27 protein-coding genes and 1 tRNA gene are annotated in these 21,323 nt (G+C 48.4%); 16 read left to right on the top strand and 12 right to left on the bottom strand.

Annotated features, from left to right (window positions below; genetic code table 11):
* From AC1S52_RS29540 to AC1S52_RS29525, 4 genes are all read right to left on the bottom strand, one after another.
* Nucleotides 1–460: transposase family protein (locus tag AC1S52_RS29540; RefSeq protein ID WP_482032637.1), on the bottom strand; the 460-nt coding region annotated here is incomplete at its 3' end.
* Between the two features lie 74 nt (nucleotides 461–534).
* Complete coding sequence (locus tag AC1S52_RS29535; RefSeq protein ID WP_482032636.1) at nucleotides 535–840, bottom strand: helix-turn-helix domain-containing protein; 306 nt, start codon at nucleotides 838–840, stop codon at nucleotides 535–537.
* A 175-nt stretch (nucleotides 841–1,015) separates the two neighbouring features.
* Nucleotides 1,016–1,231 carry a hypervirulence associated TUDOR domain-containing protein gene (locus AC1S52_RS29530; protein ID WP_482032635.1) on the bottom strand — a complete coding sequence of 72 codons (216 nt, stop codon included), beginning with the start codon at nucleotides 1,229–1,231 and terminating at the stop codon, nucleotides 1,016–1,018.
* 197 nt (nucleotides 1,232–1,428) lie between these two features.
* Nucleotides 1,429–1,920 carry an orange carotenoid protein N-terminal domain-containing protein gene (locus tag AC1S52_RS29525; protein WP_482032634.1) on the bottom strand — a complete coding sequence of 164 codons (492 nt, stop codon included), beginning with the start codon at nucleotides 1,918–1,920 and terminating at the stop codon, nucleotides 1,429–1,431.
* Between the two features lie 151 nt (nucleotides 1,921–2,071).
* Here AC1S52_RS29525 and AC1S52_RS29520 point away from each other — a divergent pair, with 151 nt between their 5' ends.
* From AC1S52_RS29520 to AC1S52_RS29510, 3 genes are all read left to right on the top strand, one after another.
* Nucleotides 2,072–2,971: an SDR family NAD(P)-dependent oxidoreductase gene (locus AC1S52_RS29520; protein ID WP_482032633.1), complete on the top strand. Its 900-nt coding sequence runs from the start codon at nucleotides 2,072–2,074 to the stop codon at nucleotides 2,969–2,971.
* Nucleotides 2,972–3,055: 84 nt separating this feature from the next.
* Entirely contained in the window at nucleotides 3,056–3,838 is a 783-nt protein-coding gene (locus tag AC1S52_RS29515; protein WP_482032632.1) for an SDR family oxidoreductase, read from the top strand.
* A gap of 6 nt (nucleotides 3,839–3,844) precedes the next feature.
* Nucleotides 3,845–6,166 carry a glycoside hydrolase family 31 protein gene (locus AC1S52_RS29510; RefSeq protein WP_482032631.1) on the top strand — a complete coding sequence of 774 codons (2,322 nt, stop codon included), beginning with the start codon at nucleotides 3,845–3,847 and terminating at the stop codon, nucleotides 6,164–6,166.
* A 351-nt stretch (nucleotides 6,167–6,517) separates the two neighbouring features.
* Here the strand turns inward: AC1S52_RS29510 and AC1S52_RS29505 are convergent, their stop codons facing one another.
* Nucleotides 6,518–6,859: a hypothetical protein gene (locus tag AC1S52_RS29505; protein WP_482032630.1), complete on the bottom strand. Its 342-nt coding sequence runs from the start codon at nucleotides 6,857–6,859 to the stop codon at nucleotides 6,518–6,520.
* A 53-nt stretch (nucleotides 6,860–6,912) separates the two neighbouring features.
* Nucleotides 6,913–7,110, bottom strand: a complete 198-nt coding sequence (gene psb35, locus AC1S52_RS29500) for a photosystem II assembly protein Psb35 (RefSeq protein WP_482032629.1) — start codon at nucleotides 7,108–7,110, stop codon at nucleotides 6,913–6,915.
* 395 nt (nucleotides 7,111–7,505) lie between these two features.
* On the opposite strand from psb35, the gene AC1S52_RS29495 reads away from it, so the two are divergent.
* A complete protein-coding gene (locus tag AC1S52_RS29495) occupies nucleotides 7,506–7,901 on the top strand; it encodes a hypothetical protein (protein ID WP_482032628.1) in 396 nt (131 codons plus the stop codon).
* A gap of 184 nt (nucleotides 7,902–8,085) precedes the next feature.
* Here the strand turns inward: AC1S52_RS29495 and AC1S52_RS29490 are convergent, their stop codons facing one another.
* From AC1S52_RS29490 to AC1S52_RS29480, 3 genes are all read right to left on the bottom strand, one after another.
* Nucleotides 8,086–8,928 (bottom strand): M56 family metallopeptidase, encoded by an 843-nt coding sequence (locus AC1S52_RS29490; protein ID WP_482032627.1) that lies wholly within the window; start codon nucleotides 8,926–8,928, stop codon nucleotides 8,086–8,088.
* Entirely contained in the window at nucleotides 8,928–9,347 is a 420-nt protein-coding gene (locus AC1S52_RS29485; protein ID WP_482032626.1) for a BlaI/MecI/CopY family transcriptional regulator, read from the bottom strand. The genes AC1S52_RS29490 and AC1S52_RS29485 overlap by 1 nt, the downstream gene beginning before the upstream one ends.
* A 238-nt stretch (nucleotides 9,348–9,585) precedes the next feature.
* Nucleotides 9,586–11,583, bottom strand: coding sequence for a hypothetical protein (locus AC1S52_RS29480; protein WP_482032625.1), 1,998 nt, complete (start codon nucleotides 11,581–11,583; stop codon nucleotides 9,586–9,588).
* 291 nt (nucleotides 11,584–11,874) lie between these two features.
* Here AC1S52_RS29480 and AC1S52_RS29475 point away from each other — a divergent pair, with 291 nt between their 5' ends.
* Nucleotides 11,875–12,012 carry a photosystem II reaction center protein K gene (locus AC1S52_RS29475; protein WP_482032624.1) on the top strand — a complete coding sequence of 46 codons (138 nt, stop codon included), beginning with the start codon at nucleotides 11,875–11,877 and terminating at the stop codon, nucleotides 12,010–12,012.
* Nucleotides 12,013–12,377: 365 nt separating this feature from the next.
* Nucleotides 12,378–14,138 (top strand): P-loop NTPase fold protein, encoded by a 1,761-nt coding sequence (locus AC1S52_RS29470; protein WP_482032623.1) that lies wholly within the window; start codon nucleotides 12,378–12,380, stop codon nucleotides 14,136–14,138.
* Nucleotides 14,139–14,293: 155 nt separating this feature from the next.
* On the opposite strand, the gene AC1S52_RS29465 is transcribed toward AC1S52_RS29470, so the two are convergent.
* Nucleotides 14,294–14,449 (bottom strand): hypothetical protein, encoded by a 156-nt coding sequence (locus AC1S52_RS29465; protein WP_482032622.1) that lies wholly within the window; start codon nucleotides 14,447–14,449, stop codon nucleotides 14,294–14,296.
* Nucleotides 14,450–14,493: 44 nt separating this feature from the next.
* Here AC1S52_RS29465 and AC1S52_RS29460 point away from each other — a divergent pair, with 44 nt between their 5' ends.
* The 3 genes from AC1S52_RS29460 (at nucleotide 14,494) to AC1S52_RS29450 (ending at nucleotide 15,289) form a co-directional block, all read left to right on the top strand.
* On the top strand, nucleotides 14,494–14,673 hold the full coding sequence (locus AC1S52_RS29460; protein WP_482032621.1) for a helix-turn-helix domain-containing protein: 180 nt from the start codon (nucleotides 14,494–14,496) through the stop codon (nucleotides 14,671–14,673).
* Between the two features lie 31 nt (nucleotides 14,674–14,704).
* Entirely contained in the window at nucleotides 14,705–15,052 is a 348-nt protein-coding gene (locus tag AC1S52_RS29455) for a P-type ATPase actuator domain-containing protein (protein ID WP_482032620.1), read from the top strand.
* A 90-nt stretch (nucleotides 15,053–15,142) separates the two neighbouring features.
* Nucleotides 15,143–15,289: a hypothetical protein gene (locus AC1S52_RS29450; protein ID WP_482032619.1), complete on the top strand. Its 147-nt coding sequence runs from the start codon at nucleotides 15,143–15,145 to the stop codon at nucleotides 15,287–15,289.
* Between the two features lie 28 nt (nucleotides 15,290–15,317).
* Here AC1S52_RS29450 and AC1S52_RS29445 read toward each other — a convergent pair whose 3' ends face one another.
* Both AC1S52_RS29445 and AC1S52_RS29440 read right to left on the bottom strand, forming a co-directional pair.
* Nucleotides 15,318–15,485, bottom strand: coding sequence for a hypothetical protein (locus AC1S52_RS29445; protein WP_482032618.1), 168 nt, complete (start codon nucleotides 15,483–15,485; stop codon nucleotides 15,318–15,320).
* A gap of 133 nt (nucleotides 15,486–15,618) precedes the next feature.
* A tRNA-Ser gene (locus tag AC1S52_RS29440) sits at nucleotides 15,619–15,705 on the bottom strand.
* A gap of 88 nt (nucleotides 15,706–15,793) precedes the next feature.
* On the opposite strand from AC1S52_RS29440, the gene AC1S52_RS29435 reads away from it, so the two are divergent.
* The 7 genes from AC1S52_RS29435 to AC1S52_RS29405 all read left to right on the top strand — a co-directional run bounded on the left by AC1S52_RS29435 (nucleotide 15,794) and on the right by AC1S52_RS29405 (nucleotide 21,300).
* The gene (locus AC1S52_RS29435; RefSeq protein WP_482032617.1) at nucleotides 15,794–16,162 is read left to right on the top strand and encodes a 2Fe-2S iron-sulfur cluster-binding protein; all 369 of its coding nucleotides are present in this window, start codon (nucleotides 15,794–15,796) and stop codon (nucleotides 16,160–16,162) included.
* Complete coding sequence (locus tag AC1S52_RS29430; RefSeq protein ID WP_482032616.1) at nucleotides 16,152–16,784, top strand: thermonuclease family protein; 633 nt, start codon at nucleotides 16,152–16,154, stop codon at nucleotides 16,782–16,784. The genes AC1S52_RS29435 and AC1S52_RS29430 overlap by 11 nt, the downstream gene beginning before the upstream one ends.
* Nucleotides 16,785–17,007: 223 nt before the next feature.
* A complete protein-coding gene (locus tag AC1S52_RS29425; RefSeq protein WP_482032615.1) occupies nucleotides 17,008–17,856 on the top strand; it encodes an inositol monophosphatase family protein in 849 nt (282 codons plus the stop codon).
* A 61-nt stretch (nucleotides 17,857–17,917) separates the two neighbouring features.
* Nucleotides 17,918–18,919 carry a J domain-containing protein gene (locus AC1S52_RS29420; protein WP_482032614.1) on the top strand — a complete coding sequence of 334 codons (1,002 nt, stop codon included), beginning with the start codon at nucleotides 17,918–17,920 and terminating at the stop codon, nucleotides 18,917–18,919.
* Complete coding sequence (locus AC1S52_RS29415) at nucleotides 18,919–20,151, top strand: ATP phosphoribosyltransferase regulatory subunit (RefSeq protein WP_482032613.1); 1,233 nt, start codon at nucleotides 18,919–18,921, stop codon at nucleotides 20,149–20,151. The genes AC1S52_RS29420 and AC1S52_RS29415 overlap by 1 nt, the downstream gene beginning before the upstream one ends.
* A 111-nt stretch (nucleotides 20,152–20,262) precedes the next feature.
* Complete coding sequence (locus tag AC1S52_RS29410; protein WP_482032612.1) at nucleotides 20,263–20,490, top strand: indolepyruvate ferredoxin oxidoreductase subunit alpha; 228 nt, start codon at nucleotides 20,263–20,265, stop codon at nucleotides 20,488–20,490.
* 75 nt (nucleotides 20,491–20,565) lie between these two features.
* Nucleotides 20,566–21,300, top strand: coding sequence for an ABC transporter ATP-binding protein (locus AC1S52_RS29405; protein WP_482032611.1), 735 nt, complete (start codon nucleotides 20,566–20,568; stop codon nucleotides 21,298–21,300).
* Nucleotides 21,301–21,323 lie beyond the last annotated feature (23 nt).

Here is a 21,323-nt window from a genome sequence, read left to right as displayed (position 1 = left end):
CGACAAAATAGGGGGTGCGATTGCGAAACTGATGCACCAAAATATTGCAACGTTTGATGCCACTAATCTGATGCTCAATTTCAACTCGTTCTTGGGCAATCTCTCGATTCCGTTGTTTGTCAGCCTCACTCAGCGATTGGTCGCGCGGCTTTTTCTTCGGTTGCCGAATCGTCACCCCAGGGGGAGCAAACCGCTGAAATCCGGTATCTTGCCATAAGGTACTGCCTTCTGGAAACAGGTACTCCTCTCCATCACAAATCGCTTTGTCATGCACCCTGCCGCAATAGGTGTCACTCAAAAACACCACCTTGCCGCTCCGTTCACTGATGACATTATTTGTGACGCTGTGACGCTTTTTTCTGCCACTGTAATAATTCTCCTGCTGGTCAGGGTCTTTGGGGCGATTGATGGGGCGCTGGGTCCCATCAATCAGAAACTCTAAACTCGGACACTCGCTCAAAACAGCTTCTAGTCGCGCTGGATTTCGCTCGGGTAACTGCTTCTCATAGCCCAGCGCTTGATTCAGGATTCGACTCAGTTTGTGAATCCATTCGCACGCTTGAGTTGCCCAAGTCCAAACAAAAATCCTTGCACCACTTGGGTGGGATACAGTCGGAAGTACACCAGGATGAATAACAGTTTGTCCGCACTGCTGGATAGTTCAGCATGCCGTCCTCCCCCGTAGCGACGGGCACGGGGTTTTTGAACATATTCTTGCTCAATGTATGCTTGCCAAGCCACCTCAAAGCTCTTGAGTAACGTCTCAAACTCTGACTGATTCAGTCCCGTTAAGCTTGGCAAAACAGAGGATTTGCCTTCAACTTTGCGGTAGTTGAGCATCGGTATTGCGGGGATTCAGATTCATCCCTCAGATTACCTTATTTCCGTTCAAGTCTAGTCTTAAGTCAGTGCTATTGATTTTTAGATAAGTAACCTACCATCGTATTGATAGATTGTTTGATTTCTTGAACATTTTCTTGATGTCTGGCTACTTCTTGAAATGATGCTAATCTGGTTAATCCTCTAATTTTTTAAGCGCCTCCGGTTTATGGGCAGCTTCTTTGCCTGATTGGGCGCTTTTGACCAGATATTCTGGATTATCCTGAGACGCAGCAACATGATGTTTTTTAATGTCAGTTGGCTCAGTTAGCTTCTTTTCAACTTCTCCTTCAGTTTTGCCTTGAGAAGTTTTCCACTCGACGCGATCGCCTTTTTTGAATTCTTGGGACATGGGAATAAATGAGGGGTGAGGGGGCAGGGGATGGGGTAAATTCAGGGAGCGATCGCCTTTTTTGATTGCAAGCGATCGCTCTGGTTGTGGGTGTTATGACGGTAAGGGTTAGGACAAATAGCAAAGGTAGAATCCGGTCACAACGTTCCTTTCTCTGCTAATACTTAACACCTAACACCTAACACCTCCTACAAAGCTTAAACTCCTTGCCGAGCAGATACCGTGGGATCCACACCCATCGGCGATACAATATCGCGGAAGAATGTAATTTGAGTTTCAAACTCTAGCCCTTGAATCCGTCCAAACAGAGTTTCTGCTTCAGCAGATAGCTGGTAATCAGATGGCATCGGAATGATTTCTCCACTATCCATGCCCTGTGCCAACCGATACCAGAACAGGAGCTTGGTGGTGTCGCTTAGCGCCCCATACTCACGGGTGATTTGAGTTTCTTTGTTCTGAATCAAATCCCGCTGAAGCTGTAACTGGTCTTCAAAAGATAGTTCCTTCGTCTGGTTGAACACTCCTTCAGCGATTTCTGGAGAAACCGTGCTGGCTCCTGGTGCAGCAGGAGTGACGGATTTACCCATTTCTTTATAGATGAAGTAGAACAGCGCAAGCTGTTGATCCACATCCAGTGTTTGAAACGCTTTCACCAGTTCAGGCGCGACATTTGATGTTGTATAAGTCATAAAAAACCTCTGACTAATCTCCTTTGCAATGTAACGAAGTATTTCTATGGGGGAACCTCACGGGAGGGGGAGTTTGCTTCTCTCACTACAGATGGAGGTAAGTCCCTTCATCTTTATCAACATGGGATCAGGGCGAATAGGAAATTAACATATGACCAATACAGTGAAACAACAAATAGAGGGTCGGCTGGCAGGGAAGGTAGCCATTGTTACAGGTGCCGGAACTGGAATTGGCGAAGCGATCGCCCATAAATTTGCCAGGCAAGGTGCCAGGGTTGTGGTGAATGGATTACCCGATGATCCGGTTGAAGCGGTAGCGGAGTCGATTCGCAAGTTTGGCGGAACTGCAATCGCCTATGCAGGCGACATTTCTAATGAAGTGTATGCCCAAGCCTGTGTGAAAGCGGCGATCGATGCCTATGGCAAATTAGATGTTCTAGTTAACAATGCGGGTGTCTTTTTAACCAATGCCGAAATAGATCAATATCCAATCGAAGATTTCGATCGCACGATTCAAATGAATCTTCGCTCGGCATTTTTGATGACCAGGTTTGCAATTCCTTACCTACAAAAAACCAATGGCAACATTGTCTCAGCCGGTTCTGAAGCCGGGTTTAATGGATTGGCACAAAATACCCCCTATGGCGGCACTAAAGCCTGGATGCACTCATTCATGATGGGGGTTGCAGTCGAACAGGCAAAGTATGGGATTCGGGCGAATTGTGTATGTCCAGGAGCCATTGATACGGCATGGACCCATAAGGAAACAGGTCCGATGGACAAGCAAATGGAAACCATGCTAATCCAGGCAACTCCAATGGCACGGCGCGGCACCCCAGAAGAGATTGCCAATGTTTACGCATTCCTGGCTTCCGATGAGGCAAGCTATGTCACTGGAGCGCTATGGCTGGTAGATGGGGGTGTCACTCCAGCGAAAGGTCCGGTGGGTAAACAAACCCCATTCTGGAAGCGAATGGAACCCGATGGGGAATTGCGTTTAGAACACTCTCAAGAAGGACTGGCAAATAAGGAAACCCATCGAATTAAATAAAGAGTAAATTAGATCCCCGGCTTTTTCCAAAAAGCCGGGGATCTTAACTGTGTTTGAGTAGCACTCATCAATCTGGATAAAACCATGCAACTGAAACAAAAAGTCGCGTTGATTACGGGCACAGGTTCAGGAATTGGTCGAGCAACAGCATTGCTATTGGCAAAGGAAGGAGCCAAAATTGGGGCGATCGATCGCAATCCAGAAGAGAACCGTGACATTGTTGAAACGATTCAGCAAAGTGGAGGTGAAGTAGTAGGTGCGATCGCTGACATTGCCCAACCTGAACAAATGCAGCAGGCAATTCAAAAGATTGGGTCGCAATTGGGTCGAATTGATATTGTGTTTGCCAACGCCGGTATCAATGGAGTTTGGGCACCGATTGAAGAACTGACTCCAGAGGAATGGGACCAAACGATTACAGTGAATCTGAAGGGAACATTTTTGACGGTTAAATATGCAGTGCCTTACCTAAAACAGCAGGGAGGATCGGTGATTATTACTTCCTCTGTAAATGGCACGCGAATTTTCAGCAATACTGGAGCAACCGCCTATTCCTGTTCCAAGGCGGCGCAGGTGGCGTTTACAAAGATGATCGCTTTAGAATTAGCAGAGCATCGCATCCGAGTGAATGTCATTTGTCCGGGAGCAATCGAAACTGACATTAACGAAAATACTCAGCAACGCAACCTGGACACCGTAAAAGAACCGGTTGAATTTCCCGAAGGGCGCATTCCCTTAACCGATGGGAAATCTGGAACCTCGGAACAGGTTGCTCAATTAGTGCTCTTTCTAGCTTCGGATGCTTCCAGTCATATCTCAGGAACAGAAATTTGGATTGATGGTGCCGAGTCGCTACTGCAAGGATAATTCGACATGCCGCAATACTTTGGAAAACTGCCAAAAACCGCCCAAGCCTGGACAACTTTAGAGGCGGTGCAATCGTTTGAACTGACCGACCGGGGCATTTGCTGTTACTGCACAGGCTCAAAGTTATTGGTAACGGTGTTAGCACCAAATCTGATTCGGGTTCGGCTTGCACCCAGTGGAGAACTGTTTCCCCGGCGATCATGGGCAGTGAACCGCGATGATGGGGAGTGGGATGAGGTTGAGTTTGAGGTGGAAGAGCGGGAAGCCGCGATCGCCCTTAAAACCGCACAAGTGACCGTTCAAATCAGCCGCAATCCCTGCCGCATTGCCTGTTTTGATGGGCAGGGGCAGATGTTTGCCAAAGACACCGATTTGGGCATGGGCTGGTCAGCCAGCGGCATTTCAGCCTGGAAGCAGATTGAGGCAAATGAACACTTCTACGGCTTTGGGGAACGCAGTGGATTGCTGGACAAGCTGGCAGAAATTAAAACCAACTGGACAGTTGATTCGCTGGATTACACCTCGTTAACGGATGAGATGTATCAGGCAATCCCATTTTTTATCGGTTTACGCCCTGGATTGAGTTACGGCATTTTTCTCAATTCCACCTTCTGGAGCCGGTTTGACCTGGGTGCCACCCAACCCGGTATCTGGCAAATGCACACTCGCGGACCCGAACTGGACTACTACATCATCTACGGTCCCCAGCCAGCCCAAATCGTGGAAACCTATACGGCATTGACTGGACGAATGCCCCTGCCACCCAAGTGGTCCCTGGGCTACCATCAGTGTCGCTGGAGTTATGAGTCTGAGGCGATCGTCCAGGAACTGGCGCAGGAATTTCGCCAGCGCCGCATTCCCTGTGATGTGATTCATTTCGACATCGATTACATGCAGGGATACCGGGTGTTTACCTGGAGTCGCAAACGATTTCCCGATCCAAAAGGGTTAATTTCAAATCTGAAAGAAAATGGATTCCACACGGTAGCGATTGTCGATCCGGGGGTGAAATACGAACCGGAAGCTGACTACGCCATCTTTGATCAGGGATTAGAAAATGACTATTTTGTGCGCAATGCCGATGGCGAGTTGTTTCATGGGTATGTATGGCCGGAAAAAGCCGTTTTCCCCGACTTTTTGCGTCCCGAAGTCCGGGAATGGTGGAGTGGAAACCATACAGCCCTGACGGATGCAGGGGTGGCAGGCATCTGGAATGACATGAACGAGCCTGCCCTGGACGATCGCCCCTTTGGAGAGTACGGCAACAAAATCTGGTTCCCAATGGATGCACCCCAGGGTCCCCCCGGTGAGCAAACCACCCACGCCGAAGCCCATAACCTATATGGATTAAATATGGCGCGCTCTTCCTATGAGGCGCTGAAACAGTTGCGACCGGGTGAGCGATCGTTTGTGCTGACCCGATCGGGGTTTGCTGGGGTGCAGCGCTGGTCATCGGTGTGGATGGGGGACAACCAATCCCTCTGGGATCAGTTGGAAATGTCGTTGCCCATGCTGTGCAATATGGGTCTATCAGGGGTGCCCTTTGTCGGCTGTGATATTGGCGGGTTTGCCGGAAACGCTACCGCTGAAATGTTTGCCCGCTGGATGCAGGTGGGAATGCTGTATCCTTTGATGCGCAGTCACTCTGCCTTCCATACTGCCCAGCATGAACCCTGGGTGTTTGGCGATCGCATCGAAGCCATCTGCCGGGAATATATTGAACTGCGTTACCGCTTATTACCCTACATTTACAGCCTGTTTTGGGAAGCGGCAACCACTGGGGCACCGATTCTGCGCCCGCTGCTGTACCACTACCCTGATGATTCTCAGACCTACGCTCTACACGACCAGGTATTTTTGGGTCCGTCTATCATGGCAGCTCCCATCTACCATCCGGGAACAGAACACCGGGCGGTGTATCTGCCAGCAGGAACCTGGTATGACTGGTGGAGCAACGAACGGTTTGAAGGACCCATCCATATCCTGGCACACGCTCCCTTAGAACGAATGCCGATGTATATCAAGGCGGGAGCGGTGATCCCCATGCAGCCGGTGGTGCAGTATGTGGATGAGCATCCTATCGCTGAAATGACCTTAAAAGTTGCCCCCGGTGCAGGCGAGTGGACCCTGTATGAAGATGATGGTCGCAGTTTCGATTATCAAACTGGAGCTTGGGCAACCACCACTTATCGGGTGCATCAGGAAGGTCAGGATGTCGTGGTGGAAGTTGCCAAACGTGAAGGATCATGGACTGCGCCAGAACGGAATGTCATAGTGGAATTGGTACAAAGTTCGGCGCAAGCTTTGAATGTAATCTCAAGACTTTAGGAGATTTCCGATAAAGACTATACCTACAGCAGTTTTTAGACGAGTGCCACACAATGAATGCTGTTGTATTAAGGCACAACCAACGTTCTGTGTGGCAGACACAAATGAAAATTGCTGTAAGCCAGCGTAGGATGGGCAAAGCGTGCGTGCCATCACCGAACGTTGAAGCGGATGGGCACGGGTAAAGCCCCCTTTGCCCATCCTACAATGATTGGGTGGTTTTCCCCTGGAAATCGCCTTAATCATCAAAGGAACAAAGCAATCAGACAAACATCCCCGACTTCTCTAGAGAAGTCGGGGATTTAAGGAACTGAATCTAAGGAGAGTCTGCGATCAATGCTTAACCAAGGCTTAGATGATGCCTGAACCTTTACCGCGCTTATCTTCAGTTTCTGTTAACAACCCACTTTCATCATTGTCATTAATGTCTTGTAGTTCACTTTCCCGTGCTGCTTTTTCAGCTTCCTTGATCTGGGCGCGATCGCCAGGAACCTCATAGTACATTTCAGGTTCAACGGCATAATTGTCAATCAACCCTTCTTTATCAACGGTATAGCCACCCGTGGTATCCAGATCAGATTCAGAATCGGGCACTTGTTTGTAACCTTCGCCTTCGCGCTCTTTACGGGCAGCAGTCTCGGCAGGCACAATACCGCGATCGTAGGTGTCGCTTTGGACTTGATCAGAACTCATAACTTACTCCTAAAACGAAATTTATTTAACCGAATCAACCAGAAACCAAACAATCACTTATCGACATCTGGAACAATATCAGGACGCGCTTTATCTTCCCAACCCAGGGGTCGCTTTGAATTGTACCAGGCAATAGAACCCAGACCAGCCGCCGCAATGAACCCAACTACCAGAGCCATTCCCAGGCTAATAGCAGGAGTTTTGTGAACAGTCGCAACATCCGCTGCGAAATAAAAGATGGTATTCAGCATGACTGTTGCCTCAATCAGAAAAGTCAATATGGAACAGAGCAGAGGAAGATGAACCGTTACTGAAAGTTATGTCAGCGATTCATCAATTTGCTACTACAAAATTTAGACTTATCGTGGCACTGAAGCATCCACCTACAGAGACAATCAACTGCGATGTTTTGTATGTCTCAATGTAGAGAGTCTTTATCTGGCAAGCCTTTTGGGTTATACCACTTTGCTTTCGGTTTCTGTTTAGTAGCGGCTCAGACACCTTCCCATGCACAAGAATCTACCCAAAGATGCGTTTTAGAATCCCATAGGCTCTTCTTTAGGGAGACAAAGTCTTCTACTATGCGAAGTAGGTTAGTGGTAGCGAGTATTTGATCAGGCATGAAAGGGTGGAGCGCAGACTAGGCATGAATACTGGTTCACTTAAATCACTTAAAATTGATTCACTTACACATCCTTCACTTAAACATGATCCACTTGAGAAAGTAGAGCTGATTAAAGTACGGACGGATGCCGCCACTACCGATGAAGCAAAACTGTTTAAGGATACATCTGCGATCGCAGAGTCTTTTCTGATCCTGTTTTTCGGTTTCTTCATTCTATGTACTATTACCATTTCGTTTGCTAAAGGACTTTCCAAAAAGTTAGAAAGAAAGGATTTCGCAACCCAATCCATTAAAATCCCCTGCTCGAAGTGCCACTTTTTTAGTACAAACGCCCATCTGAGATGTGCTGTACATCCCACCACCACCATGACTGAACAGGCATCTCACTGCCCTGATTTCACTCCCCGCAACAGATGACGGTGTTATTCTGCCTCTAGACCATCATCCTCAATAACATTTACCAAACGGGCAAGGGACCGAAGAGGTTAAGGACAGTATGCAGATTGTATTGCACGAGGTTTTGCCCCGATGGAACCACTCCGTCAAGCCACAGTTTTTATCAGAAATAGAAGTTATTTAATCTGCAATTCTTAGTAATGAATTAGTAATGAAAAGGAACGATCAGTAGTGGCAGCAATCCCAGAACCAGCCATACCCAAATCCAGGACTGGGTTTGCTGAGGGGCTTCGGGACTGGATAGAAGGACTTCAATCCGCTCTTCCAAACGGGTTTGGGGTGTAGCACTACTAAACGCCGCACAGATCGTTTCAGAGTAGAGTTCTGGAGCGCTAACCATCTGAAGCAAAGACTCTGCCAGCAGGAGAGTATCCACTCGTTGAGATGCCCAACAGTCTGCTCGATGTTCCCGTAGCAACAACAGTTCTTGCCAGAGAATTTTGGTTTGGGGTAGCCAGCAAGTAAGTCTACGCAACCAGCCCAGCCAGAAAAACCAGAAAGTATCTCGATAGTGATGATGAGCCTGCTCATGGGTCAGGACTGCTTCTAAGTGGTCTGCATCAAATGTATCGATTAAACCCTGACTGACCAGCAGTTCTGACTGCCAGAAACCAATACGGGCAATAAAAGGAATGGGAGTAGCAAGCAGACGAGTAGGGGTATCACTTAAAGCAAACTGGGGATAAGTTTGAACCTGACGCAGCGATCGCCAACCCTCTACAGCCAATCTCAGTAACAAGGTGATGGCAATGACAAGAAATGAAATCGCCAGGGAATAGCTCAACCAACCCTCCCACCAGCGCACCATTTGCCCATAGGGACCCATACAAAGTAGGGCAATTGCCGTCGCCAGTAGCAGCACAGGCGAGAACAAAAACAGAGCCAGCGATCGCCGCCAGCGTTCCTGCCAGTTTCCATCCGATTCAACGGGTTGTAGTCGCACTAACCAGGAAAACCCCAATGCTGCCAGTAAAATGGTGAGATGCATTATTGTTCCTCCCTGGCTTTACGAATGGCACGTAATCGCTCGGCGATCGCCTCAATTTGCTCAACACTCGCCTGATCCAGCTTGTCAGCAAAAGCCGCCACCACATCAGGATTTCCAATTGCCAAAAACTGGTTCAACTGCTCGTAAGCCCGGAGTGCTTGCGCCTCTTCCCGCGAAATCAAAGCCCGCCAAAAATGTGTTTTACCTTGTTTATCAGAGACTAACCAACCTTTTTGGGCTAACCGTTGCAGCACAGTTGTCACAGAAGTATAGGCTAACTCTCGCTCTGGGTTAGACAGAATACGGTCATGCACATCTTTCACCGCAACGGTTCCCAGCTCCCAAATTATTTGTAGGATCTCAGCCTCTAGGGGACCTAGGGAAAGGTTTTTGGGTCGGTAGTTTGGCAAAGAAGCCATGTCGTTCCGTTTTACAAAAAGGTAATCGCTCACTATAGCTTACTGCCAGAAGCCTCTTTGGGTAAAGGGTACGGCGTATCAAGAACGAGGAAACCATTGAGACTCTCCCCTCTATGCCTACTGCTCTGTCAAATTAAATTTGACAGGTAGCGAATATCCAGGAAGTTAATGATGGTTAAATTCCGAGGGTCTACAACCCGTCAAAATTTTTCTGACGGAACACTAGCACCTAACACCTCTAAGGCTCTGGCAGCACTTCCTGAGTCTCTATTGGATAGTCTCCTGGAGCGGGCGCTTGAGCAGGCGGAGTTTGAATGATAGTGGGGGGAGGAGGGGCGACTGGGGGAGGCGCGGGCTGGATAGAGGGAGCAACCGCTGGTGGAATTTGGGGGGAAAGGGCGGGAGGAGCGGCAGTTGGGGTGCCTGTGGGAAGATTGTCCGGGGGAGCGGAGAGTAAGGGATCGGGGTTAAGGAGAGGCGATGGTTGTGGGTCTTGAGGGAGGCTTGGGGTGTCAGGTTGAGGTGAGCGGGCTTTTTGCTGCTGGGCATTCCAGGTAGCGATCGCAGACTGTGCCTGCCCGTATAGGGCACGACCCGAACGGATTTGAGCTGCCAGATTAACTGCCGCCGTCAGTTTGCCTTCAGCCGCAAGGTTATAGGCACGATTGAGCAGGGGTTGATCTTCAGCAATCTGAATTTCAGAACGCCAGGTGGTAATTGCCGTTTGCGCTTCCTGATAAAGAACACGCCCCGGACGAATCTGGACAGCCACTTGCATGGCTTCATCCAATCGCTGCTGTTTTGCCAGGGTTCGTGCCTGTTTCAGGATCGGCTCATCCTCAATCAGTTGAATTTGGCGGTTCCATTGGGCAATCTCTCTCTGGGCTTCCGAATGTAACGGTCGTCCAGCCGGAATTTGCCTGGCAAAGGCGATCGCCCGATTAAGCGCCTCTGGACTGCCAACCCCTGCAAACTGCTGCGCCTGAATTAGATTGGGGCGATCCTGGGCACGCTCAATGTCTTTATGCCACATGCTAATCAACGTCTGGGCATAGACCCGGCGAGGGCGCTCTGGGGTAATTCCCTGGGCAACCTGAATCGCAAGCTGAAACGTGGGGACTTGCCACAAACTGGCAAGCGCATTTGCCGCCGTTAACTGGGTCACATCCTGAATTTGCTGTTGCAGTTTGGGCAAAACTGCCTGAGATTGACTGTAGAGGGGACTGCCTGGACGGATCTGGTTCACCTGGGAATAGGTCAACCACAGTTGCCAGAGTTGCTGGGGGAGAGTACCTCTAGGCAGCGTTTCACTCACTAGCGGTTGGGCACGGCTAAACCACAGGATATCTTTGACATCGGGGATTGGAACCCCACGGGGCAACCGCTGGACGGTCGCCGTTGCACTTTCCAGATTAGTCGTTGGAGTGAGTTGTCCCGCCACTGTTGCATACAGGGCAGCCATCCAGCGTTGGGTTTCTGACTTTGCCGCCGCCGCGGCGTAGGTATCCGGGTTGATTTGCTCCGCCAGGGCGATCGCCCGCCCCAATGCCTGAAGGTTGTTGGGAGATCCTTTCACAATATTCTGAGCAGTTTGAAGCTGTCTGGCGGCAATTTCCTCTGCGCTGATCTGCTGCCTCAGGCGAGCTACCTGCTGCTGCCAGTAGTCGCTGCCCCTCTGGGAAAGCGTCCGAATATGCTGGGTTGCCAACCCCCAGTTTCTCGCTTTCATCGCTGCCTGAACCAAATCTACAATTGCCTGCCCCTGGGTAAAATCTTGCTGCCAGGTGGCGATCGTCGCGCTGGCATCTTTATAAGTGGGGCTACTGGGGGGGATTTTTTGAGCCAGGGCGATCGCCCCAGTCAAATCAGTTTCGATCGCTTTCATCCGGGCAAGCTCCAGCACCAAAACGGACCACTTTTCCATCAGGTTTTGGGCACGGGTGTGAAGGGGGTGGTCTGCTGACCAGTCTTTAACCAGTTCAAGACCGGCTACCAGTGAATCTTCATCACCAGAGCGGGCAGACTGTTCTACACAGAAAAGTCGATCTGCGTCCAGGCTCAAGGTATGGAGTTGATTGCAGTCTGGTAGAGGAGGAAGGGTGGTTAGCCATAGGAGCGCCGCCACTCCGGTTCCGGTGCAAAATGCCAGCAGCCACAGCCACGCCAGAGGACCTGCAAATATTCTGACTTTTCTGCTCTTGTGGGAGGAAGCTTTTGTCAATGTTGCCCGTTCCATACCCGCGCCCCAATGTTTTCATCTCTGTAGCACTCCTAAGTTATACCGATTTAATTGGGATTGGTGACTGATCCCTGGGAGTTGCAGACAAATCTCGATCGCCAACGGTACTCTTAAGTCAAGTAGGTGCGACTAAATTAAATGAGCGCGTTGCTGACGAAGAGCATGAATCGAAACTCCGTTTCAAGCATTTATTAAGAAAGATAACGCTCCAGAACAAAAGCTACAAGGGTCACAACATGTTACGATATATGGCAATTCTGAGACCCGTACTGAAGAGGTTATTGATTCATGGAAGCTGTGCTGCTGTTAGCAAAATTGCCTGAAGCATATTCAGTTTTTGATCCTCTGGTTGATGTAATGCCTGTCATTCCCGTCTTTTTCCTGCTGCTGGCATTTGTTTGGCAAGCGGCTGTCGGTTTTAGATAAGTTCAATGCAAAAAGAGGTTTCAACTGAGCAGGCAAATGCCTGCTTTTTTTGATCACAGTAGAACGAGCAAACTTTATCGTCCATGACGCGGCGCGACACTCCCAAGAATAAAAATGTGCTGTCAGATCCCCGGTTTCTGAATTGACTTCCGACAGTTACGCTGCGCTAACTGACTAATGCGCGATTTTTGAAAATATATGGAAAACGTCCTGATAATCCTCTCAGTGAGGGTATTATCAGGAAAGAATCCAATGATTGAATAGTTATGCCGCAAGACCTCGGTGGGGGCAGTAGGCAAAGGGTTAGCGGTTTGCCGAATGAGGCTCAGTAGCCATTAATTTTATATCGCTAGCAGGGAAAGAGTATGGATAGCAGCACCTTAGCCATTAGAAACACACTAGATTCATTTTTTAGTGAAAAGGACTTAGCCGTTCTTGTCCTAAGGGGTTCATGGGGTATTGGAAAAACCTATTTTTGGGAGAACTACGTTCAAAACAGGATAGAAAAAAAAGAGCTAAAGCAAACAGCATATTCCTACATATCCTTATTTGGCTTACATGATTTATCAGAATTGAAATCAAAGATTTTCCGAACAGGAAAGTTATTGAAATCAAGAGAGCAATTCAAAGAAGAACTTAAAAGCTTTTCTTTAAATGAGAATCGAATTTCGGAAGCATTATTTGGTGCGCGTTCAGGTAGTCAGGACTTCTTGCGATTTCTAGCTCCGCTATATCTATTTGCCAAGGTTTTTCCTCAAGTCAAGGGATTTTCTTCAATAATCGACTTAGCTGAATATCAATTGATTAGTAATTATCTTATCTGCCTAGATGATATTGAGCGAAAGGAAGAGAGTTTAAAGATAAGGCAAATCATGGGATTTGTCGATGAACTCAGCAAGAGAAAACAGTGCAAAGTCATTCTCATTCTTAATGAGAAAACATTGAGCGAGCAAGATTTAAGTGAGTTCAATAAATATCGCGAAAAAGTTATTGACCTAGAGATTGAATACAAACCTACGATAAAAGAAAATATCCTAAAGGTCTTTAATTCTGAAGATGAATACTTTGAGAGCCTCCTAAATGTGTTTCAGGCTCTTGATATTTCAAATATCAGAATCTTTAAGAAAATGAAATGGAGTATAAATAAAATCTGGAATTTCGTTAAAACTTGTGAGACCAATCTTCAGGAAGAGATTTTAGTGCATCTTGCAGTATTTTGTTGGGGGTTCTTCAACTCGGAAAATAATCTTTCTTTATCATTCATTAGTAGTAGTATAAAAGAGACTACATGGCTTTCACTATTGTCAGAGCGTGAGAATAGACAAGACAGGACTGAGGAAGAGAAATCGTGGAGCCAGATAGCTAGTTATTTAGCTCTATTTCCTTCAGGCTACGATGATTGTCTTATCTCATTACTTACAGACGGTTATTTAAATGAGGAAGAATTTAAAGAAGAGGTAGATAAAGCAAATTACAAAAAACAGGTAGATATTACTCAGCAAAAACTACGCGATGCATGGGATATATATGCTGACTCATTTGATGACAACTTAGATCAGTTAAAGTCAACCATTCGAGATATTTTGGAATCTGATCTGAGTAAAATTAGTCTCTGGGACTTCTCTCAGTCGATAGATCTGCTCGAAGAATATGGTGACGATGTGAATAGTTATATTGACAAATATGTATCGCTTCACGCCAATGAACTAGCTAACACTGATCCGGAAGATTTCTCGTCTATTAGAAAGATAAAAAATGTCATTTTGGAGTCTAAAATACAAAAATTACGAGACAATAGCAAAGTTTTAAATATAAATGATGTACTTGACGGAATCGTCAAAAGCCAAGGGTGGGGTCGAGAAGATATTAATTTTTTAAGTTCTCTCACCGAAGATGATATTTATGAATGGATGATGTCAAAGCCAGATAGAATCGTCTCAAAAATCAGAAAGGGACTATTGACATTTAAAGGGATAAGTTCAAACAATGAAAAGGAGTTTCAAGATTATAAAAATATTGCCGATATAACAACAGCCGCACTAATTAGAGTAGCTAAACTAAACCCGTTGAATAGGAAGAGGGTAAGGTTCATCTATAGAATTGAAATTCCAGAAGAAGAAAGTTAAAGTTTGTGAGTGTTATATTCAATTTTTTGCATCCAGTTCTTTTCTGTAATCGTTGGCATACTACGTTCATACGCGGCATAACACTGCGTTGGTGCGGACGGAACAGAGGAGGTTGGTAGGAGTTGAAGGTTATCTGCCGCAGCACAACTTCACCGTTAAACGGCTTTTGCGATGGATTGGCTTTTTCGAGACTCAATTAACTCCTTCGCCCGTTGACAGATGGAGTCTAAGCCAATGTCTTTCACCAGAAAAAAGTCTGCCTCTGGAAATAACCGGGCGCTTTCCATATCGACAAAAGCAGAAACAATCACCAGGATTGGGCAAACTTCCAGGCTTCGTTTCAGGTGCCGGATAATTGCATAACCATTCAGGCAATAAAATTTCGCATCAACTTTGGGATTTGGAGGAAGAACCCATTAGTAATGTCGTTGCCGCCCAAATGCGGCTATTAAGGCGTAAATTAGCGAACCACGGCTGCGACTGCCCGATCGAAACGATTCCGGGACAGGGCTATCGTTTCAACACGGCTCTGTAAATTGTGGTATGCCCCAGGATGATATCGGGCTTTGATAATCGATGAATCGGGTTTAACGGGGGAATCGCTGCCGGTCGAGAAAACGACCGATCCCCTTGCAGAAGATACGCCCCTCGCCGATCGCATCAATATGGTGTATGCAAGTAGTTTGATGACGGCAGGGCAGGGCAGTGGTCTAGTCGTGGCGATCGCCCAAACCCAAACCGGACGGGTGGCGCAACTGATGCAGTCATCCACCACCCTGATGACCCCGCTGGCTCGCCGGATTCACAAACCTTGCTCTATTTTGTCTTGGGGATGGCGGCGCTGGCATTTGCTAAAAAACCAGTCGCTCCTGACCAGGAAACAATTGAAGCCGATGACCTGGGACAAGGGCTGATTTTCCTGGAATGACAGGGCATAATTGATCCGCCTCGACCGGAAGCGATCAAAGCGGTGCAAGCCTGTCAGACGGGGCATTCAGGTCAAGATGATCACGGGGGATCACCCGATTACCGCCATGGAGATCGCCCGCATGATTGGACTCAGGCAAACAACATCTGCGTTTACCGGACGGGAGCTATCCCAAGTGGAGCCGCAAGAACGCAAATCTAAGAGGCGATCGCAAACCGATTAGCTATGCTCCCGCGATCAAGATTGGGGTATTAGCCGAGATATGCTCCAGAATCAGGATAGGTGGAGACGGCAAATCGCAATTCTCGTTTGCCATCAGCTCGTTTGAGCCAAAACCAGGACACGGTGACGGGATAACCGATGTCTTTGAGATATACTTGTAGACCCCGTTTGACGGACGATAGAGGTCTTTGAGACAACAACCGTCTTGGTCACCAGTACTTTAACGACATTAATTTGTCTCAACGACACTAACTTGACCTGGATGACAAGAATTTGTCACCGATGACATTTAATTTGTCACTGTACAGGGGTGTACAGTAGTCCTATCAACGGAGAGAGAGGGATTCGAACCCTCGTTAGAGTTACCCCTAAACAGCATTTCCAGTGCTGCGCCTTCAACCACTCGGCCATCTCTCCAGGGGGGGGGTGCTGCGTCAACAGCCACAGAAGAATTATATTAGCAGAAGCCGGTATCAAACTGGTGATAACAACCCGGATTTAATTCATGACTCGATCTTATACTGTCCGCATTCGCGATCGCCGTAACAATCTCCTTCGTACAGTCGAAGTTCCCGAAGACCGCTATATTTTACACAGTGCCGAGAACCGGGGAGTCGATCTCCCCTTCTCCTGCCGTAACGGAGCCTGTACTGCTTGTGCAGTCCGTGTTGTCTCAGGAGAAATTTATCAGCCAGAGGCAATGGGTTTATCCCCCGGCTTACGCAAACAGGGATATGCTCTCCTTTGCGTCAGCTACCCCCGCTCAGACCTGGAAGTTGAAACCCAGGATGAAGACGAAGTTTATGAACTCCAGTTCGGTCGCTACTTTGGCAAAGGCAAAGTTAAGCGGGGGCTACCGCTAGATGAGGATTAGACAAGTGCCAGGTGCCAGGTGCCAGGTGCCAGGTGTTAGGAACTGGGCACCCTGTACCCGGCTTAAGAATCGGGTGGCTTCTTTTTGCCAGGGTCTGGCATGCCTGGTTGTCTGCCTGCTGCTTGTTGCCTGTGCGACTGTTCCAATCCCAGAGGGGATGACCCTTCAGGTACAGCAAGTACTGACTGGGCGTGAGTTTGAAGTGGCGGGTGTACTGGGACAACCGGAGATCACCGAGCGAGTTCGCCTGGAAGGAATTGATGTGCCTGACCTGGCTCAACAGCCCTGGGGAAATGCGGCTAAAACCTGGTTACAGCAGGTGATTGGCAATCAATCCGTTTTGCTGGAGTCAGATGTAGAACCCAGGGATGAGAGTGGGCAACGGTTGGTATATCTCTGGCAAAATGGCGAATTAGTAAATGAAAAATTGGTAGCTGAGGGATACGCTCTGGCAGTTCCCCACCCACCTAATCACAAGTACGACCAACGCCTTGCCCGCGCCCAAGACCAAGCCAGAATTATGGGACTGGGCATCTGGAATCCTCAAAAACCCATGCGTTTCATGCCCACAGATTTTCGTAAATCCCTGGGTAGGGACGTGAGGAGTAAGGATGAAGGATGAAGGCATAGAGGGAAGGGAAGAGAGAAGCAACCCTGAACTCAAAACTCACCCATGATGTGAATGAGAAGCTACACCTGTATCACTTCGTCCATGTAATCTGTGGAATTAGATTTGGCTCCATTTTGGAAACCTCTGTAAGGCAAGGTTTCCAACAAATTCACATTCAAAGTAACTCAAACCTCAAAACTTTCAACTCTCAACTCTCAACCTCTTACTTCTCACCATGTCCTTCAACCTTGACCAGCTTCAAATCTTTCTAGATGTCGCAACAGAGGCAGCACTGGCGGCAGGCGTTGTTTTGCAGAACTATTTTGGCAATCTGGACAGCGTTGAAGAAAAAGGTCGCCCTGGTGATTTGGTCACCGTAGCCGATAAGGAAGCCGAAGCAGAAGTTTTGGCTGTGCTGCGTCGGCACCTGCCAGACCATGACATTCTGGCGGAGGAGTCGGGGAAATTAGGTGATGGGGGTAGTCCTTATCTGTGGGCGATCGACCCTCTGGATGGAACGACCAACTACGCGCACCAGTATCCTGCCTCAGCGGTTTCTGTGGGACTTTTGATTGATAACGTTCCCCAGGTCGGGGTTATCTATGATCCGTTGCGGCAAGAACTGTTTCGGGCAGCAAAGGGGCTGGGTGCTACTCGCAATCGGCATCCAATTCAAGTATCCAAAACCGCTGAGTTAAGTAAAAGCTTGCTGGTTACGGGTTTTGCCTACGATCGCCACCAGACCAGTGATAATAACTATGCTGAGTTTTGCTATCTGACCCATCTAACTCAGGGAGTCAGGCGTAGCGGATCGGCATCTATTGATCTTATTTCTGTCGCCTGTGGCAGGTGTGACGGTTTTTGGGAGCGTGGTTTGTCGCCTTGGGATGTCACAGCGGGAATTATCATTCTGGAGGAAGCAGGAGGACTGGTGACTGCCTATGACGGAAGTCCCTTCCAGATGGGAACTGGACGTATACTGGCAACCAACGGTTATATCCATCACAGCCTTAGCACAGAACTACAAAGAGTCCCGCCCATATCAATTTGGGCAGATTTCGACAAGTTTAGTAAGCTAGGCTAACATCAGCTTGCTCAGGGGATATTACACTAGAAAGAATTCACGGCAGGTAAGCATAGGCACCATGTCTTTTCTAATCGAGCGAGGGCTTTTTCTCTTAGACTTTACAGACCATCACGCAATTTTAGGCACCTCTGTCGATGCTGAGATCAAAGATATTCGTAAGCGGTACCTCAAAATTGCTCGGCGGCTACATCCTGATAGTTATGTATCTGAGGGTGAAGAAGACCAACAGCAGGCTAGCCAGTTTTTGTCTAAGCTAGTCAACCCTGCCTGGGAAAAACTATCTCAAGAGAAAGACCGAGCGGATTATAACTACCTTTTGAAGTTAAAGGGCCAACAGGCGCTGCAACAGAAAAGTTCAATTGAAATTATGAGTAATCTGGCAAAGCAGCTTTTGACCAGCAACAATCCTGACCACTTCTATCACGTTTCTTTGAAAGATCTGGCAAACAAACAGTACGACCAGCTAGACCAGGCTCTAGAACTGACAGCTCAGATTAGTGAACTGAATCTGGTGTACTTAATGCGTAAAGAAAGTAATGGCAGCACGGTTGGCGAAGAAAAAAGGTCAATTTACACAGGCAGCAATATTCCAGACTCAACTCAGGCATCTAGCAAGGCAAATTCTAAAGCCACCGCACCGGAACCACCCAAACGAGAATCCTTTATTGATCAATACTACCGGCGTGCCGAAGCCTTGTATGGCAAGGGCAATTTTGCTCAAGCCATTCTGGAACTACGGGATGCGTTGAAAATTGAGCCGAATAATAGTCGCTGCCATAGCTTGCTTGGGATAATTCACCTGCGACAAAACCAGTTACCAATGGCAAAGGTTCACATCAACAAAGCATTACAGATTGATCCTCAGAATGAAAATGCTTTAAAAGCCAAGCAGAAGCTGGACGAGCTTCAGGGAGGAACTGCAAAATCAACGGGGGCTGCAAAATCAGCGGGGACTGCCAATGGAGCAAACACAGGTCCTCAAAAGACACCGCCGAAACCCAGTAAACCGGATGATAAAAGCGGTGGTCTATTCGGGTTGTTTGGTGGGAAGAAGAAATAATGGTTTATCAGTCTCCCGCAGGAGCAAGGGATTTATTACCCCTGGATGTCGCTCAGAAACGATGGATTGAAGATCGGTTGCAGCAGGTGTTTCATCGCTGGGGCTATCACCGGATTATTACTTCAACCCTGGAACGGATGGATACGCTGATGGCAGGCGGGGCGATTCAGCGTTCGACGGTGATTCAACTACAGGAGTCAGAAGATGAGGCGTTGGGGTTGCGCCCGGAATTAACCGCATCGATTGCCCGTGCTGCTGTAACCCGGATGGCAGGGGGAGCGCTGCCTCTGCGGCTTTATTACAATGCCAATGTGTTTCGCCATGCCCAGGAAGGCAGCCACAGCCGTCAACAAGAGTTTTATCAGGCAGGGGTGGAACTGTTGGGGACAGGTGGGCTGTTGGCGGATGCAGAGACTCTGCTGCTATTAGTGGATTGCCTCCATTCCCTGGGATTGCAAGAGTGGACCTGTGTGTTGGGTGAGGCAGGACTGACACGATCGCTACTGGCGTTGTTTCCGCTTGCCCTGCGCGATCAGGTGCGATGGGCGATCGCCCATCTGGATCGGATCACCCTGGAAGCCCTTCCCCTCTCCCCAGAATTGCGGCAACAAGCATTGCTGCTGCTCGATTTACGGGGTCGTCCTGCTGATGTTTTACAGCGAGTTGCTAGCCTTAAACTCGATGCTTACCAGCGGAAAGCCCTTGATAACCTGAAATCTCTGGTTTCGCTTTTGGAGGAAAGTGGATCCCCATCCCATCCACTTCCTCTAGTTCTTGACCTCAGCCTGATCCGCACCTTTGACTACTACACCGGGATTGTGTTTGAAGTTGTCCACCCTAGCAATGCTGGACTGCAAGTACTAGGGCAGGGAGGACGGTACGATCAGCTTTTGGGGCTATACCATCCCCAAGGGCAAAGCTACCCCGGTATCGGGTTTTCCCTCCAAATTGAGCAACTCCATCAGGTATTACTACCCACTGGGCAATTGCCCCACCAAGCCCCGGATAGCGAGTGGCTGGTTGTGCCTGATAGCCCTCAGTCCTACACTGCCGCCCTTGCCCATGCTCAAACCCTACGCAATGGGGAAACGCCCGCCAAAGTGGAGTTAGACCTGGGAGGACGCACCCCAGCAGAAATTTATGACTATGCCCGCCACCGCCAGATTGCTCAAATCGCCTGGGTTAAGGCAGGCGGGGAAATTGTGATTGAAACGGTTAACAATCAGTCATAAAGTTGTTAGTTGTTAGTTGTTAGTTATTTGTTGTGGGTCATTGATTATTCATCATTGCATTTAGATGCACGGAATAACCCATAATCCACGCCCCTTGGGAGAAGGAACACTGTGCCACATACCATTGTTACGAACACTTGCGAAGGCGTCGCCGACTGTGTAGATGCCTGTCCCGTTGCCTGCATCCACCCTGGTCCCGCTAAAAACTCAAAGGGCACCGACTGGTACTGGATTGATTTTGCAACCTGCATTGACTGCGGCATCTGTTTACAAGTCTGTCCCGTAGAGGGGGCGATCGTTCCCGAAGAACGCCCCGACCTGCAAAGAACACCTCAGTAAGCGAACAAAATACAGGGGGTTGGGTTTTAGCTGTTAGTTACCCTCACCCCTCACCCTCACCCCTCACCCCTTACAATGCCCGACTCCGCCCCCCTACTCGAAGTTCAAAATGTATGTGCTGGCTACGTTCGAGATCTCGATATTCTACAGGGGGTCAACTTTAAAATTTACCCCGGTGAGATGGTAGCGGTGATTGGTCCGAATGGAGCGGGTAAATCAACCCTGGCAAAAACCATTTTTGGACTCCTGACCCCCCATCAAGGCAGCATCATTTTCCAGGGAAAGTCGATCGCAGGGCTAAAGTCAGACCGAATTGTGCAGCTTGGTATGGGTTACGTGCCGCAGATTGCTAACGTGTTTCGATCACTCACGGTAGAAGAAAACCTGGAAATGGGGGCATTTGCCCAGAGAAATGCTTCGTTATCCTCTTTAAAGGAGGAAATTTTTACCCGCTTTCCCAAGCTGTCAGAGCGACGCAAACAGCGGGCAGGAACCCTCTCTGGGGGAGAACGGCAAATGCTAGCAATGGGTAAAGCGTTGATGGTTAACCCAACACTCCTACTATTGGATGAGCCGTCAGCCGCCCTATCTCCTATGCTGGTCAACAGTGTATTTGAACAAATTAAACAGATTAACCAGGGAGGCACTGCGATCGTCCTGGTTGAGCAGAATGCCCGTAAAGCTCTAGAAATGTCGGATCGCGGCTACGTTCTAGAAGCAGGGCGCGATCGCTATGAAGGCAGTGGCAGTGACCTCTTAAACAATCCTAAAGTTGGTGAACTTTACCTGGGTGTCACAACGGCTCACTAAGAGAGGGAGGAGAGGTGTTGGGT

The organism is Kovacikia sp. CALU 1929, assembly GCF_056784235.1.
This window is presented reverse-complemented; position numbering and strand designations above follow the sequence as displayed.